This is a genomic window from Gluconobacter cadivus (assembly GCF_015244745.1).
GTDB lineage: Bacteria > Pseudomonadota > Alphaproteobacteria > Acetobacterales > Acetobacteraceae > Gluconobacter > Gluconobacter cadivus.
In genome coordinates this window covers 162286-176871 of sequence record NZ_JABCQI010000002.1, presented here as the reverse complement: position 1 = coordinate 176871, position 14586 = coordinate 162286, and the positions used below count along the sequence as shown (strand labels likewise).

The following is a 14586-nucleotide window of genomic DNA, read 5'->3' as shown; positions in this document are numbered from 1 at the left end:
TGTTTTCTATTTCAGCCCCTTCGTCAGCCGGACGGTTTGCCCATGATTTCGACGCTCCCTGTCCGCGGCTGGCGGCTCGCCGGACTGATGCTGCTTGCCGGAGCGCTGGCAGCCCTGTCCCTGCCTCCGGTCCATTTCCTGTTCCTGCTGCCTGTGGGGCTGATGGTCCTGTATCGCGTGTCGGAAGATGCGCGCTCATGGAAACAGGCGGCATGGTGTGGCTTCCTGTTTGGCATGGGCTTCCACACCGTCGGGCTCTACTGGCTAACGAACGCGATTCTGACGCGCGTCCACGAATTCTGGTGGGTCGTGCCGTTTGCATCTCCCGGCGTTTCGCTGCTGATCGCTCCCTTCATCTGCGTTCCGGCCGTGCTGTGTCGTGTAGTGCCGCCGGGCTGGCGACGGGTGCTGATGTTCGCGGGAAGCTGGACCGTCATGGATATGGGGCGCGTCTTCATGTTCTCAGGGTTTCCGTGGAATCCGCTTGGCAGCGACCTTGAACTACCGGGCCTCGCTGGAGACGTCCTGATTCAGCCCGCCGCCGTTCTGGGTGTGGATGGGCTATCGCTGGCCCTCGTGCTCGGCTCACTTGCTCTGTTTCGCGGCAGACGTGCAGCGTTGGCGGTATTGGCTGTCGGCGTGCTTTGGGTCGGTGCGGGCGCATGGCGACTGTTCACCGCAACGCCCCTGAACATCACCAATCCTCGCGCGGTCCTGGTGCAGGGCAACGTGCCGGAAGCGGAAGTCATCAGCCATGCGGATGCGGTCGGTAATTTCCGCCGCTATCTGAGCCTGACGGCACAGGGGGCGCAGAAAGCCTATGCGCAGGGTGGTCGGTCGCCTGTGGTGATCTGGCCGGAATCCGGTTTCCCCGGCCTTCTGGACGAAGATACGCTGGCCCGACAGATGATCGCCCGGGCGGCAGACGGTGCCCCGGCTCTGGTCGGCTCGGACCGCCAGTCCGGCAAGGACTGGTTCAACAGCCTGATCGCGGTCGCCCCCGATGGCAGCATTGCGGCCATTTACGACAAGAGTCGTCTGGTGCCGTTCGGCGAATACCAACCCTGGATTCTGCCGTTTAACGTGCTGCCCGGTGTACTGACGCCGGGGCCGGGTCTGAAGACATGGGATCTGCCGGGCCTGGGGCGCGTGGGGCCGATGGTCTGCTACGAAATCATTTTCTCTGGCTCCGTCACGGCCCGCAACGACCGCCCGGACTGGCTGGTGACGATTTCAAATGACGCCTGGTACGGCAACAGCGCCGGTCCGCGCCAGCATCTCGCCACCGGGCGGATGCGGGCCGTGGAGGAGGGGCTTCCGGTTGTCTTTGCCAATAATACTGGAATTTCCGCCATTTATGACGCGACCGGACATGAAACTGCCCGTCTGGGCTGGGGGCTGGCCGATGTTCTGGTCAGCGATATTCCGTCGCCGCTTCCCCCGACATTTTTCTCCCGCTTCGGGCGCGCGACGCCCCTTACGCTTGCGATCCTGTGCATGATTCTGGCCCTGTTTCCTGCGATTCACAGGCGACATAGAACGACACAAAAAGGTTAACATTGACAAGCTGTTGTAGTTTTATTAACCATCAGGACGTGCCAGAAAAACAGTCCTCTTCCTCGGATCGTACTCGCTCCGAAACCCGCAGTTCCGCTGCGGCCGGGCCTGTAGACGCCCATGTCGGCAACCGGATCAGGCTGCGCCGTACCCTCATGGGGTTGTCGCAGGAAAAGCTTGGCGAGGCGCTGGGCCTGACTTTCCAGCAGATCCAGAAGTACGAACGGGGCGCCAACCGCGTCGGCGCCAGCCGTCTTTACGATCTGGCGCAGATTCTGGACGTGCCGGTCGGCTTCTTTTTCGATGATATGCGGGAGGCTCAGGAATCCCGGACCTTTGCGTCGCGGCCTTTCCCTGAGACTTCCCGGCCTTTCACCCCCGTCTTTGGTCAGTCCCAGCCTTTCAAGGGACCGGTTACGGGGTTTGCCGAAACTCAGGCCGCATTTGGCGATCGTCCGGCCCGAAGCGCTGCATCGCCCCGCCTGTTCGATCTGCCGGTGGACGAGGCCGCCCTGTTCAGCCGCCGCGAGACGGTCGAGCTGGTGCGGGCCTATTACCGCATCCCGGACCCTGCGGTCCGTAAACGGATGCTGGACCTGATCCGCTCCCTCGGCGCGGCAGATCCGAAAGCGGACTGAACGCCGGGCCTTTATTCCCGACGCAGAATGCTGTCATTGACGAAAGACGCCAGCTTTCCAGCCTTGAAGTCGGCGCGCAGACGGTCCTCGTCATACTCGTTCCGCACCCAGTCCATGAACGGCAGACGTCCCTCGGCTTCCTTCTGATAGCGCAGGAAAAACGCATCCAGAATCCCGGTGCGGGAACGGTTGAAATGTCCGAACCGCCAGTGCAACTGCCCCAGAGCGTCCTGAGCCGTACCGCCTTCGAACATCAGCACCAACCCTGATGCCAAACCCGCACGATCCGCGCCGGATTTGCAGTGCATGAGCATCGGAAAAGCCAGTGTCTGGTACATGTCGTAAAACCGCAGGATTCGGTCGCGGTGCGGCGCGCCCCGGCTTTCGAATGCCATGTCGAGATGCGTCAGCTCCAGTTTTGCGCTAGCCCCGCGTGACAGCGCATCGGAGCCGCATTTGCGATGTCCACGCAGGTTCACGAGCGTCTTCAGATGCAATCGCCGCTTCAGGCTCCGCAGCCGCGCGGGCGTCGGATGGTTGCAGCGCCAGACCTTGCCCGGCACGACGGGGGCGAGATTGGTCCAACCGAGCCGGAAGATGGAATGGTCCACGAACAGACTGTCCCACCAGGCGCGCCGCCGTGTGGCAGGGGTCGTGATCCGGCCTTCGAACATGGTAAATACATCCTTGCTGGACAGGCCGCTGATCGCGGCGGGAACGCGCTGTGTCCCATCCCGCAAAGGGATGCGTCAACCGCTGAAAAGTGCTATATTGCCTGTCATGCGTTTCGTCTCTTCCCTCTTTATGCTGTCGTTTCTTGCCATGACAGGCTGCGGCTCCATGCTCAGCGGGCCATCCCCGGACATGGCCCCCCTTCCGCCGCCAGGTGCAGGCCCGGGTCACGGATCGCATGCCCATGGCAGCGCCCGTCACCGTCAGGGAAGCGGCGTGTCCTATTCCGATGACGCTCCGGTCATGCCTATGCCGCCGGGTGCGGAAAGTCCTGCGCCGTCCTCCCATGAGACCGACAGCGGGCCATCCTCTGGCGGCATGTCCTTCGGCGGCCAGGGTGGCAGCGTCGATATCGCACCGCATCCGGCAACGCCGGATACCGAAGTGTCTTACGGTAAAAACAATACGCCCAACTGACCGGAGATCTGTCGGGGTTTCTTCATGATTGCGTAACACTTGGCGTGTTAGGGGCTTTGGCTTGAACATGCGCCAAATCCACGCTCTGGAGACTCCGATTATGACTGAGCAGGTCAAGGCAGATATTGCCGAACGACTGCTTTTTCTTGGCATCGGCGCGGCTGAGAAAGCCCATCTGGCCAGAATCCGCCCACAGGCCCTGAGCGTTCTGGGATCTGCGCTGGACCATTTTTATGGCCGGATTCTCAAAACTCCGGCCCTGAACAAGTTTTTTTCCAGCGAGCAGCACCGCAATGGCGCCCGCAGCCAGCAGGAAAAGCACTGGAAGCAGATCCTCCAGGGCGAATTCGGCGCCGATTATGTCGCGAGTACGCGTGCGATCGGGAACACGCATGCCCGGATCGGCCTCAAACCCCAATGGTATGTCGGCGGTTATGCCCTTCTGATCGAAGGCATGGTGACGGAACTGCTCCGCCAGCACTGGCCCCAGCCGCGCCGCAGCGTTCTGGATCGTCTTCTGCGCCGGCCGGCCAAAGGAACCTCCGCTGAGGAAGCGGCTTCCCAGATCGGGCTTCTGATCCGCTGCGGCCTCCTCGATATGGAACTCGGGCTGGAAACCTACACCCAGAATCTGGACGTGCAGGAACGGTCGCGGGCGGAAAACGAGCGCATTCAGAGCCTCGCAGCCCTGTCGGACGCGCTGGCCGATGCACTGGATCGCATGGCAGGTGGTGATCTGGTCCAGCAGATCGATCCGTCTTTGGAAAACGGCTCAAGCCGGATGGGCGGTGCGTTTCATCGCGCCTGCGAAGGGCTCGGACGGATTGTTCATGCCGTTCGCGAGACCTCGGGGGCCGTGGAACAGAGAGCCCGCGAAATCAGTGGCTCTACGGAAGACATCACCGGCCGTATCGCCGAGCAGGTCGATGCATTGGCGGCTGTCGCGCGTAACATCGCGGAACTGACGTCTTCGGTGAAGGCGGTGGCCGACGAAGCCCGTCAGGCCGATACGACCGTGGCCGATTGCTGTCAGGAAACCGAACAGGGCCGTGAAATTGTCGGCAAGACCGTCGAGGCGATGGCCAAGATTTCGTCGTCCTCCAACCGGATCGTCCAGATCATCGGCGTCATCGACGAAATCGCGTTCCAGACCAATCTTCTGGCGCTCAATGCGGGTGTGGAAGCCGCCCATGCCGGGGATGCAGGGCGTGGTTTTGCCGTCGTCGCGCAGGAAATCCGGGCGCTGGCGCAGCGCTCCGCCACGGCCGCCAAGGAAATCAAGTCACTGATCGCCAGCAGTATGCAGGATGTGCAGCGTGGTGTGCAGATGGTCGACGAAACCGGTACGGCCCTCGGCAACATCAGCACGTCGGTTGAGCGTCTGGGAACGGCTGTGGGGCAGATTGCCTCGGGCGCTGAAGCGCAGGCCCAGCGCATCATGGATATCAACGCCAGCACAACGCAGCTTGAGGGCGTGACCAAGAGCAACGCCGCGATCGTCCATCAGACCAGCAGCGCCAGCCAGAAACTGGTGGGCGACGCCGGGGAGCTGACGCGCGTCGTGCGGAACTTCAAGGTCCGCAAAGCCCAGTCCCGCCCGTCACAACGAGGAGGACTACCCTCCGCGCCAAAAATGCCGTCCCAGAACGGCATCCGGGAAAAAGCCTGACTTCAGGTCTCGATCGAACGGGCTTCGTCAGCCAGCATGACCGGAATCCCATCCCGGATCGGGAAGGCGAGCTTGGCCCGGGGGCTGATCAGCTCCTGGGTCTCGCGGTCATAGGTCAGCGGCCCCTTGGTCAGAGGACAGACCAGAAGGGAGAGGAGGCGGGGATCAAGTTCAGTCGTCATGACTATTCCATGCCCCTCTCAAGCAGATCCAGCAAGAGCCCGGCGCGTTCGTCCAGTGTCATGGCTTCCAGCAGAGACTGCTTTTCCACCGGTGTGAACGGTACGAGCATCGGCAGGACAACCAGTAGCGTCTCATCGTCCATATCCTCGATCAGCGGCCAGCTTGCCTGAAGATCGCGGGATTCGAGATAGGTTTTCAGACCCTCCAGCAGCAGATCGCGATTGATCGGCATCGGATCTTCTTCGACCAGATCGGCGGCGAATGGGGTGGCATCAATGATGCCTTCGCGCCATCCGTGCTCGGTCGGGGTTTCACGGATCAGGCGGAAGCGGGAAATTCCGAGCAGGGTGACGGTGAAGGTGCCATCCGTATGTTCGGCAAATTCCGTGATGCGGCCCAGCGTTCCGGTCCGGTAGAGGAGGGGGTGCTCGTCCGTATCGGGGTCCATGAGGGGTTGGATGACGCCGATCATCCTGCGTCCGGCCAACGCATCTTCCAGCAGCGCCACATAGGGCGCTTCAAAGACCAACAGGGGCAAATGGCCGCCGGGCAGCAGCAACGCGCCTGACAACGGAAACAAGCCGACGCGGGGCGGAATATCGGCCAGCGTCAGTTCCGTCAGAGGCGGAGCGCGTCGGGCGGGCTCGTTCGATACGTCGTCAGGCGGGAGATCGGGGGTTTCGGTCATCGGCTCACGAGAACAGAAGGGAAGAGAGTTTGCGTCTTGCGGCCAGCGTATCAGGATCCGTATGTCCCCACGCCTCAAAAAAGCGCAGAAGCTCTGTTTTCGCTGCGCCGTCGTTCCAGTCCCGGTCGGTACGGAGAATGTCCAGCAGTGTATCGGCGGCCTGTGCCCGCTGACCGGCTCCATTAAGGGCGGCGGCCAGTTTGATGCGCAGATCGAAATTATCGGGTTCTGCGGCGCTCTGCTGACGTAGCGTGTCGAGTTCCGAGGCGGCTTTGGTGCCTTCTACATGCAACGCCAGCGCGGCGCGGGCGCCTGTGATTTCAGGATGGGTGTCCAGTTTGGTCGGAACCTGCGAGGAGGCATCTTCGGCGGCTTCCGGCTCGTTCAGGGCAATCAGCGCGCGGATCATGCCGCCCCAGCCTTCGGGACTTTCCGGCTCCGCTTCCAGAAGCTGCGAGAACAGACCGGCCGCCTGATCCGCATGGCCATCTGACAGCGCCTGACGGGCGGCTGTCAGAATTTCCGTGGCGGGCATGACATCTCCGGCCAGTTTGAGCAGGGACTCCACAAAGCGGCGGATTTCGCTTTCCGGCTGGGCACCCTGAAAAAGGTCCAGCACCTGCCCTTTCCAGAAAGCCACGACGACGGGAATGGATTGAAGCGGCAGGCCGAGTTGTTCGAGCTGTGCGGCGAGGGCCTTGTTGGCTTCCACGTCCACCTTGACGAGTTTGACCCGCCCTCCGGCCGCGCGGACGATTTTTTCCAGAACGGGCGTCAGCTGTCTACATGGGCCACACCACGGCGCCCAGAAATCGACCAGAACCGGAATCGTGCTGCTGGCGTCCACCACGTCCGCCATGAAGCTGGACTGATCGGCGTCGATGATGGTGGCGGTTGCGCCTGCGCCTGCCGGGGGTGTTTTGGGGGATTGGCCGATCAGGTGTTCGTCGAATGTGCTGCTCATGGGGGCGGGGACCGTTCGTTGGGAAAACAATTTCCCTGAAAGATCGGATGTGTGTGCCTGTGGTGCAAGTCCACACCCTGTCGGAGGGGGAGGGAAGCAGATATTGCATCAGAATCGAAAAATCCCTCTTGCGCGGTTCTGCTGATTCGGCCATAAGCCCCTCCACGGAGTGCGGGTGTAGCTCAGGGGTAGAGCACAACCTTGCCAAGGTTGGGGTCGTGGGTTCGAATCCCATCGCCCGCTCCAGAAAAAATCCAGCATATTGAAGTGATCAACCAGTCCCTTCCGCGGTGCGGGCGGGGAATTTCCGCTGCATTTTCGAACACTGTTCGAAACTCAGGATGGTCTGAAAAAAACGCTGCGAGAGCAGGCGGTTTATCCGGAAAGGCGCCTGTGAGGGCGTCCTTCCCGGACAGGGGCTTAGAAGAACTGGATGTGGCTTTTGAAGCCAAGCATTGCGGCGTCCTTGAGGGCTTTCTGTGCGCCCGGACGGAAATAGTACTGGAAGTCAGGCGCGAAGGTGACGCCGCGCATCACATGGATGCGGTATGTGGCTTCCAGAACTTCGCCAAATGTCTGGGGCGTCAGGGAGCCTGCCATGAGCGGCACACCGTACAGGGCCTGAAGCCGTTCCGTTGCGGTCGCGTTCTTGGAAACGCGGACATAGGAGAAGTTGATACCGATCGTATCCAGCGGGCGTGAGGCCCAGAATCCGGTATCGATCAGGCCCGCGAAATATTGCTGGCCACGAAGCTGGGTGCGCGGGCTGTTGGCGTACATACCGCCCAGCAGGATCAGGCCAGCATCGGCATTGCCCTTGACATGATGGCGCAGCACCATCTGATCAGCCAGAACCCAGGCAGACCATGAATAGTTCACTGTCCGGGCGGGCAGGCCGCTGATGACATAGGGTTGTCCGTTCATGTCATAGTAGTTGTCTTTGTGGGGCGCGTTGTCGATGGCGTAGCCAACCTTGTAGTGGCCGGGGAGCTTGTCCTTGCCGAACAGCGGTTCCCAGCCGGCTTCAACGGGGATTGCCTCGCCGTGGATGTCACCGCCATTGAACTTGAAGCCCGTACGGTATTGCACGTTGCCGTAAATTCCGGCCTGCGCGAAATAAACGCCGGTCTGGATGTAGGTGCTGACGGTTGGCCGGGTCCGGGCGCGGAAAGCCCAGCCCGCATCCGGGTAGGACGAATGGGTCGTGTTGTCTGACGATGCTTTCGGGTTTCCGCAGAACGCATTGTTCTGGAAGGTGCAATACAGCGGATTGGACGAGAAATCGTTCAGGAACGGGATACGACCGGCCGCAAGGTCCACGCGGCCCTTGGCGATTGTCTCTTCGGCATAGGCATAGACGAGATGGACGACCACGTTGCCGCCTGCGCCGTAGATTTCGGAGCTGGGGTTGAGGTTATCGCCAAACATGCGGCTGCCGGGGATACCGTACCGGCCCACGACAAGTGCATGGGTTGAGAAGCCGCGGACATTGGCGAGCTTTTCCCAGTCGATATCGTTCTCAAGGCTGTACTGGCCAGCGTTGCTGCTGCCCTGTTTCAGACCATAGCCCGGTGTCGGGCTGGTGATGGCGCCGGAAAACTCGTTGGTGGTGTCCATCGTTAACGCGATGCCGCGATCGCGCAGCCAGGTATTCCAGCCGAACGGGTTCGTCAGAAGAGCTTCGGGTTTTGGAAGGGGAGGAACCCATTCATTGCCGAAATAGATCTGGTTCAGAGGCGTATTGACGCGTTCGCTGGGGAGTTCCGAGTTTTCGGACGGCCAGATGACGGGCGGAATTCCCTGCTGCGGGGCTGTGACCTTGATCTGTGTGACTTTTGCGTCCGGGCTATAGGCCTGAAAGGTCGAGAGCGTCCGGTCTGAAGCGGATCCCGTGCTGGGTGTTGAGGAGGTCCCTGAGGTGTTCTGGGTCCCAGCACTCTGGGCCATGACGCAGGACGGAAGAATTGTGGCCAGGCAGAACGCTGCGTGGAGATGAACTCGAGACAATCCGCTGATTCCTTGGAAAAGCAGGTTAGCATCTCGGAGGTAACATATATTTACCGGTAAAGAACATAATATAATGTTACTTATATCATAAATTCCCACAAATATATGTGATATCGAACAAAAACCCCCTGCCTCCGGGGGAAGCAGGGGGTTTTGAAAGCGTACCCATCAGGGTGTCCGTCGGGAGCACGCTATGGGCGTTCCTCCGACGGAAGCCGGGGGCTTACTTGGCGGCTTCGACCGAAGCCATGATCACTTCGCCTGCGGCGGCCTTGTCAGCCCAGCCCGTGACCTTGACCCACTTGTTGGGTTCCAGATCCTTGTAGCGCTCGAAGAAATGCGTGATCGCCTTCTTCGTGATTTCCGGCAGGTCGTCCACGGAATGGACGTTCGTGAACTGCGGGTGGACCTTGTCGTGCGGGACGCAGATGATCTTTTCGTCCTGGCCGCTTTCGTCTTCCATCTTCAGCATGCCGATCGGGCGCGCACGGATCACGGCACCCGGCACGACGGCGGACGGCGTCAGGACAAGGGCGTCAGCCGGATCGCCATCGGCGGCCAGCGTGCCCGGAATGAAGCCGTAGGCAGCCGGATAGGCCATCGGCGTGAAGAGGAAACGGTCAACGACGAGGGCGCCGCTGTCCTTGTCCACTTCGTACTTCACCTGCGATCCCTGCGGGATTTCGATGACGACGTTGATGTCGTTGGGCAGGTCTTTGCCGGGCGAGATCTTGGAAACGTCCATGATGTTCATGTCCTGAACTGTTTGGAGAGGCGGGGATATTACCGGCGCCTGTGGCCCCTGCCCAGAGCGGAAAGGGGTGAAGTCGGGTCTGGCGGCGGGAAGTGGGCATAAAAAAACTCCCCGTGCCGTAGGGCAGGGGAGTTTTTGCGAAATCCGGGTCCTGCGGGCAGGGCTCAGAGCATCGGCTGTGCGGCCTTGACGGCGGCGTGACAGGCTGCGCGGCGGTCGTCTTCGTTCGTGTAGGCCACGAGATAGAAGCGCTTGCCGTTGCTGTCGAAGTAACCGGCGGTGCCGAGCGCGTAGTCGAAATTGCCGACCGTCTGTTCGGTTGCCTTGTACTTCTCGCTCAGCCCGTAAAGAACCGGGTTGCCTTCGTCATAGGACACATACTGCTGTTCGACGCAGTAGTTCATGATGCCAGCGAGGTTGGCGGGCGAAACGCCCGTGAAGTCCTTGCTCGGCGTGCCCTGAACGGCTGGCGGGGGCGGGGGGGACTGTTCCTGTGCCATGGCGGCCTGGGAAGCCAGACCGAGCCCGAGGGCGAGGCCGAGGACGGGCACGATACGACGAAACATCACGGTATCCTTAGTTCTGAAACCCAGTAGGTCTTAAACCTGTCGTCCGCGGTATCCCGCGGCTGAAAACGAACAATTCCCCCGTTTCCCGGAAAAGGGAAGTGTGTTTCAGAACATTTCTTCGTGATCGGTTCGTGAGAATTGTGTCAGCCAGTCGATTCCAGTTCCTCGGAGCGGACGGACGGGTCGAGATACGGGCTGTTCGCGTCGAAGAAAACGCGGTTTGTGTCCAGTTCCGTGGCGATGACGTCCAGACTGGTCAGGGCGGCGATCAGGATGAAGCGCTCGCGGGGGCGGGACTCGTTGCGCTCGCATGTCCGCAGATGCAGGATCGCGAGCTTTGTTGCCCGCAGAGTACGGCCGTAATGTCCGTGATAGCGTCCGCTGAAATGGCTCATGCGCCCCATGACGAGGGAAAGCGCCTTGCTGGCATCCCCGACAAGCCGCGTATCGCGGCGAATGGCCTGAAGACGCAGAAGATTGAGCATGACACGCATGCCCGACAGAATTCCCGTCAGATAGGCCTGAATAACGGGCGAGGGGGTTGAGCCCGAATTGGTCATGAGCCGCACGAAGCGGTCCACATTGCGCGAGACCACGCTGTCCACTGTTTCGCGGGTGCTACCATCCGCGATGCGATGCAGGTCACGCAGGATGTTTTCGCGCATGGTCCAGCGTTGATGGGCGGGGTCGTAGGGCAGAAAAACGCGATACATCCACGAGGCGTAGAGCAGGCCCAGAACGAGCGGCAGGGCCGTGTTGAAATAGGTGATTTCGTCGGTTTTGGCTTGATTGGACGGGCCGATCAGAATGGGCAGGAAGAGGTTGTACGACACGGCCGGGAGGGTCAGGGGCGGGTAGGCAAAGGCCAGTCCACCGATCATCATGGCAAGGCCCGACCACATGCCCAGCATTTCAAACGTCGTCGATTTGCCCATCAGGGCCAGATTCAGGATGCCCGCCGCGACGACCGCGCAGCAGGCTCCGCGCAGGAAGGCCTGCGTGGCCAGTGCCGGGCGTTCCAGAGTTGAGAACAGGCTGCACACGATGCAGACGAACATGATGAAGGTCAGTCCGCTGGGCCAGGCGGTGCAGATCCAGATCAGGCCTGCTCCGAAGACCGTGACGGAGGAGCGCAGGCTGTTGGTAATGGCCTGCTGCCAGTCGCGGTAGGAGCGGATTGGCGCATGGAAATGGTCGTGCGCTTTGGGGTGTCGGCTGGCCTCGAACTGGCTTAACGCCATGCGGAGTGCGTCGATCAGTTCGACGAGGGCCTGCTGAAGCATGCCGTGGCGAAGGACGGCTTCGCGCGCGGCATCGTCCGGCTGGGCGGTGTTGAAATCGATCACCACCTTCTGGCGGCACTGACGGCGCAGGGTTAGCAGATCGGCCAGAATGGCGCTCATATTCTCCGTCCCTTCCAGTCGGGCGGGGAGTTTGAGAAACACGTCCCGGATGGCTTCGGCTTCCTGATGGAACATGTCGTCCTGACTGAGTGGCAGGCGCATGAGGGTCGCCAGATCGAGGGCGCGGGCGAGAAGGACCGCAATATCCGCCAGCGCCGCGCGGGCATGGTCTCCGGCATGGTCGCGCCGGCCAAGCTCGACTTCCGCGAACTCCACCTGATCGCCGAGCGTCGTGATCTGGGTGAAGATACCTTGCACGTTCTGCATTGCCCCTTCCTTGCCGATCAGAATGTCCGCGATGGCGGTCAGGGCGGGTTTGAGCGTGTCTTCGAACGTGCTGGCGAGTTGATGGCGCGTGCGTTTGGTCAGACCGAGCTGGAACAGTCCGGAAATCGAGGCTTCCAGCACGATGCCCAGCAGAATGTAGGTGGCGCGCGCCATGGCGATGGCGAAGATGTGGTGCGGGTCCGCGATGCCGTCGAGCGAGACGATGGCGTAAGTGAAGCCCGAGGCCCGCATACCGTGGATGCGGTAGTTCGTCATGGACGCCGGGCCAGGCATGAAGGTGCCGATCATGCAGAACGCGCCGATTCCGCCTGCCAGCAGGAGAATGAACATCAGCGGCGACTGCGGAAAGGACGCAACCAGAATAATGCCGCTGATGACGCCCACCACCATGCCGAACAGATGCCATTTGGCTTTCGCGAGGCTGCGTCCGCGTGTGCCCTGTGCGACCATCCAGACGGTCAGCGCGGCCCATTGCGGGCTGCCAAGTTCCATCCGCAGCGCGATTCCGAGTGCGAGCAGCGAGGTGAACGTCGTCCGGAGCGCATATCCGGCCATGACCGGATCGGGAGCGTAGAGCCAGCGCAGTTTGCGGATAAGCGCGACCGGCCCGGCCTGTATCATGTCTGCGGAGTACTACTGGGTATTTTCGCGATATTTGCAGGCATCGGACATCCCTTCGGGCAATACGGACCAGTGAGGCCATCTCGCAACGGCAGCAAAGGTCGCCTGAACGGCCTTTAGGGAACGGGAAGGCGTGACACACTAACTTAAAAAGACACATTCCACCATGTCAGCCCTTGCAAAAAGACCCGAGTTGGGCGATTGCGGACTGCACCCGCGCGCCTGTAGCTCAATTGGTTAGAGCCGGCCGCTCATAACGGCTTGGTTGGGGGTTCGAGTCCCTCCGGGCGCACGGTGTGCCGATCTGATTTTCGCGGGACAGATGTTCCGCTTTTCCCCGCCCATCCACCGATTGAGGAGACCTCCCATGGCCGCCTACCAGTACGTCTATGTCATGAAGGACCTTACGAAGGCCTATCCGGGTGGGCGCGAAGTCTTCAAGGGCATCACGCTGTCCTTCCTGCCGGGCGTCAAGATCGGTGTGCTGGGTGTGAACGGCGCGGGTAAGTCCACGCTGCTCAAGGTCATGGCGGGCATTGAAAAGGAATATGGCGGCGAGGCCTGGGCCGCCGAGGGCGTCCGCATCGGCTATCTCGAACAGGAGCCCAAGCTCGACGAGAGCATGACGGTCGGCGAGAACGTCGCGCAGGGCTTCGGGGACCTGAAAAAGGCCGTGGACCGCTTCAACGAAATTTCGATGAAGTTCGCCGAGCCGATGTCGGACGACGAAATGACTGCGCTGCTCGCCGAGCAGGCTGATCTTCAGGAAAAGATCGACGCTGGCGATGGCTGGGAACTGGACCGCAAGCTGGAAATCGCGCTTGATGCACTGCGTTGCCCGCCCGCCGACAGTCCGGTCACGAAGCTTTCGGGTGGTGAACGCCGCCGCGTGGCGCTGTGCCGCTTGCTGCTCGAAAAGCCCGACATCCTGCTGCTTGACGAACCGACCAACCATCTCGACGCCGAAAGCGTGAGCTGGCTCGAAAAGACGCTGCGGGACTATCAGGGCACCGTCATGGTCATCACCCATGACCGTTACTTCCTCGACAACGTCACAAACTGGATTCTCGAACTCGAGCGTGGCCGTGGCTATCCGTTCGAAGGCAATTACTCCTCCTGGCTCGTTCAGAAGCGCAAGCGTCTGGCGCAGGAAGAGAAGGAAGAAAGCTCCCGCCAGCGCGCTCTTGCTGCCGAGCAGGAATGGATTTCCAGCTCGCCCAAGGCCCGTCAGGCCAAGAGCAAGGCGCGTATCACGAAGTATGAGGAAATGCTGGCCGCCAATGCTGAAAAGGCAGGCGGCACGGCGGATATCGTGATTACGCCGGGCCCGCGTCTGGGTGGCACGGTTATTGAAGCCGAAAATCTCAGCAAGGGCTTTGGCGATCGTCTTCTGATCGACAATCTCAGCTTCAAGCTGCCGCCGGGCGGCATCGTGGGCGTGATCGGACCGAACGGTGCGGGTAAGTCCACGCTGTTCAAAATGATCACGGGCGATGATGCGCCGGATGGCGGGTCGCTCAAGATCGGCGAGACGGTGAAGCTGGGATACGTCGATCAGTCCCGCAACACGCTCGATGACAACAAGACGGTCTGGGAAGAAATTTCCGGCGGTACGGACGTCATCCAGCTTGGCAAGCGCACGGTGCCGTCGCGGGCCTATGTGGGGGCGTTCAACTTCAAGGGTGCGGACCAGCAGAAGCGCGTGGGCATTCTGTCGGGTGGTGAGCGCAACCGTGTTCATCTCGCGAAGATGCTCAAGCAGGACAGTAACGTCATCCTGCTCGACGAACCGACCAACGATCTTGACGTCGATACGCTGCGTGCTCTGGAAGACGCTCTGGCGGAATTCGCCGGTTGCGCCGTGATCATCACCCATGATCGCTGGTTCCTTGACCGTCTGGCCACGCATATCCTCGCGTTCGAGGGTGACAGCCATGTCGAGTGGTTCGAGGGCAACTTCCAGGACTACGAAGCCGACAAGCGCCGTCGTCTGGGTCCGGATGCGACCGAGCCGGGTCGCATCAAGTATCGTCCGCTGGCCCGCTGATCCGGCGTTTTCCCTTCAGTGGACGGGACACCCCTGTCCGCTGAAGGTT

At 61.1% G+C, this 14586-nt stretch carries 13 protein-coding genes and 2 tRNA genes; 7 read left to right on the top strand and 8 right to left on the bottom strand.

The genetic code is table 11. The features are described 5' to 3' along the window. Positions 1–42 precede the first annotated feature (42 nt). Positions 43–1557: an apolipoprotein N-acyltransferase gene (gene lnt, locus HKD28_RS03675; protein ID WP_194266952.1), complete on the top strand. Its 1515-nt coding sequence runs from the start codon at positions 43–45 to the stop codon at positions 1555–1557. Positions 1558–1712: 155 nt separating this feature from the next. Continuing rightward, positions 1713–2195: a helix-turn-helix domain-containing protein gene (locus tag HKD28_RS03670; protein WP_235993316.1), complete on the top strand. Its 483-nt coding sequence runs from the start codon at positions 1713–1715 to the stop codon at positions 2193–2195. Between the two features lie 11 nt (positions 2196–2206). Here HKD28_RS03670 and HKD28_RS03665 read toward each other — a convergent pair whose 3' ends face one another. Then, positions 2207–2869: a protein-tyrosine phosphatase family protein gene (locus HKD28_RS03665; RefSeq protein ID WP_194266950.1), complete on the bottom strand. Its 663-nt coding sequence runs from the start codon at positions 2867–2869 to the stop codon at positions 2207–2209. Here HKD28_RS03665 and HKD28_RS03660 point away from each other — a divergent pair. Both HKD28_RS03660 and HKD28_RS03655 read left to right on the top strand, forming a co-directional pair. Next, on the top strand, positions 2868–3344 hold the full coding sequence (locus tag HKD28_RS03660) for a hypothetical protein (protein ID WP_235993282.1): 477 nt from the start codon (positions 2868–2870) through the stop codon (positions 3342–3344). The genes HKD28_RS03665 and HKD28_RS03660 overlap by 2 nt on opposite strands. Positions 3345–3444: 100 nt before the next feature. After that, a complete protein-coding gene (locus HKD28_RS03655) occupies positions 3445–5013 on the top strand; it encodes a globin-coupled sensor protein (RefSeq protein WP_194266948.1) in 1569 nt (522 codons plus the stop codon). A 2-nt stretch (positions 5014–5015) separates the two neighbouring features. Here the strand turns inward: HKD28_RS03655 and HKD28_RS03650 are convergent, their stop codons facing one another. The 3 genes from HKD28_RS03650 to HKD28_RS03640 are packed head-to-tail and all read right to left on the bottom strand — an operon-like array spanning position 5016 to position 6848. Next, positions 5016–5195: a Trm112 family protein gene (locus HKD28_RS03650; RefSeq protein ID WP_194261215.1), complete on the bottom strand. Its 180-nt coding sequence runs from the start codon at positions 5193–5195 to the stop codon at positions 5016–5018. 2 nt (positions 5196–5197) lie between these two features. Then, positions 5198–5884 (bottom strand): LON peptidase substrate-binding domain-containing protein, encoded by a 687-nt coding sequence (locus tag HKD28_RS03645; RefSeq protein WP_194261216.1) that lies wholly within the window; start codon positions 5882–5884, stop codon positions 5198–5200. A gap of 4 nt (positions 5885–5888) precedes the next feature. Continuing rightward, a complete protein-coding gene (locus HKD28_RS03640) occupies positions 5889–6848 on the bottom strand; it encodes a thioredoxin family protein (protein ID WP_194266945.1) in 960 nt (319 codons plus the stop codon). Positions 6849–7019: 171 nt separating this feature from the next. Between HKD28_RS03640 and HKD28_RS03635 the strand changes: the two genes are divergently transcribed. Further along, a tRNA-Gly gene (locus HKD28_RS03635) sits at positions 7020–7094 on the top strand. 174 nt (positions 7095–7268) lie between these two features. Here HKD28_RS03635 and HKD28_RS03630 read toward each other — a convergent pair. The 4 genes from HKD28_RS03630 to HKD28_RS03615 form a co-directional block, all read right to left on the bottom strand. Continuing rightward, positions 7269–8855, bottom strand: a complete 1587-nt coding sequence (locus HKD28_RS03630) for a carbohydrate porin (RefSeq protein WP_194266942.1) — start codon at positions 8853–8855, stop codon at positions 7269–7271. A gap of 223 nt (positions 8856–9078) precedes the next feature. Beyond that, positions 9079–9600 carry an inorganic diphosphatase gene (gene ppa / locus HKD28_RS03625; RefSeq protein ID WP_194266939.1) on the bottom strand — a complete coding sequence of 174 codons (522 nt, stop codon included), beginning with the start codon at positions 9598–9600 and terminating at the stop codon, positions 9079–9081. A 173-nt stretch (positions 9601–9773) separates the two neighbouring features. Beyond that, positions 9774–10175 (bottom strand): alcohol dehydrogenase subunit III, encoded by a 402-nt coding sequence (gene adhS / locus HKD28_RS03620; RefSeq protein ID WP_062030014.1) that lies wholly within the window; start codon positions 10173–10175, stop codon positions 9774–9776. Between the two features lie 146 nt (positions 10176–10321). Then, entirely contained in the window at positions 10322–12490 is a 2169-nt protein-coding gene (locus HKD28_RS03615) for an FUSC family protein (RefSeq protein ID WP_194266936.1), read from the bottom strand. Between the two features lie 218 nt (positions 12491–12708). Here HKD28_RS03615 and HKD28_RS03610 point away from each other — a divergent pair. After that, positions 12709–12782 (top strand) — tRNA-Ile (locus tag HKD28_RS03610). 75 nt (positions 12783–12857) lie between these two features. Beyond that, on the top strand, positions 12858–14537 hold the full coding sequence (gene ettA, locus HKD28_RS03605; protein WP_141350458.1) for an energy-dependent translational throttle protein EttA: 1680 nt from the start codon (positions 12858–12860) through the stop codon (positions 14535–14537). Positions 14538–14586: the final 49 nt, after the last annotated feature.

Bases quoted from the DNA above. Each gene is read 5' to 3' on its own strand.
- lnt (WP_194266952.1), top strand. From the start codon at position 43: ATGATTTCGACGCTCCCTGTCCGCGGCTGGCGGCTCGCCGGACTGATG.
- HKD28_RS03670 (WP_235993316.1), top strand. From the start codon at position 1,713: ATGGGGTTGTCGCAGGAAAAGCTTGGCGAGGCGCTGGGCCTGACTTTC.
- HKD28_RS03660 (WP_235993282.1), top strand. From the start codon at position 2,868: ATGGTAAATACATCCTTGCTGGACAGGCCGCTGATCGCGGCGGGAACG.
- HKD28_RS03665 (WP_194266950.1), bottom strand. From the start codon at position 2,869: ATGTTCGAAGGCCGGATCACGACCCCTGCCACACGGCGGCGCGCCTGG.
- HKD28_RS03655 (WP_194266948.1), top strand. From the start codon at position 3,445: ATGACTGAGCAGGTCAAGGCAGATATTGCCGAACGACTGCTTTTTCTT.
- HKD28_RS03650 (WP_194261215.1), bottom strand. From the start codon at position 5,195: ATGACGACTGAACTTGATCCCCGCCTCCTCTCCCTTCTGGTCTGTCCT.
- HKD28_RS03645 (WP_194261216.1), bottom strand. From the start codon at position 5,884: ATGACCGAAACCCCCGATCTCCCGCCTGACGACGTATCGAACGAGCCC.
- HKD28_RS03640 (WP_194266945.1), bottom strand. From the start codon at position 6,848: ATGAGCAGCACATTCGACGAACACCTGATCGGCCAATCCCCCAAAACA.
- ppa (WP_194266939.1), bottom strand. From the start codon at position 9,600: ATGGACGTTTCCAAGATCTCGCCCGGCAAAGACCTGCCCAACGACATC.
- adhS (WP_062030014.1), bottom strand. From the start codon at position 10,175: ATGTTTCGTCGTATCGTGCCCGTCCTCGGCCTCGCCCTCGGGCTCGGT.
- HKD28_RS03615 (WP_194266936.1), bottom strand. From the start codon at position 12,490: ATGATACAGGCCGGGCCGGTCGCGCTTATCCGCAAACTGCGCTGGCTC.
- ettA (WP_141350458.1), top strand. From the start codon at position 12,858: ATGGCCGCCTACCAGTACGTCTATGTCATGAAGGACCTTACGAAGGCC.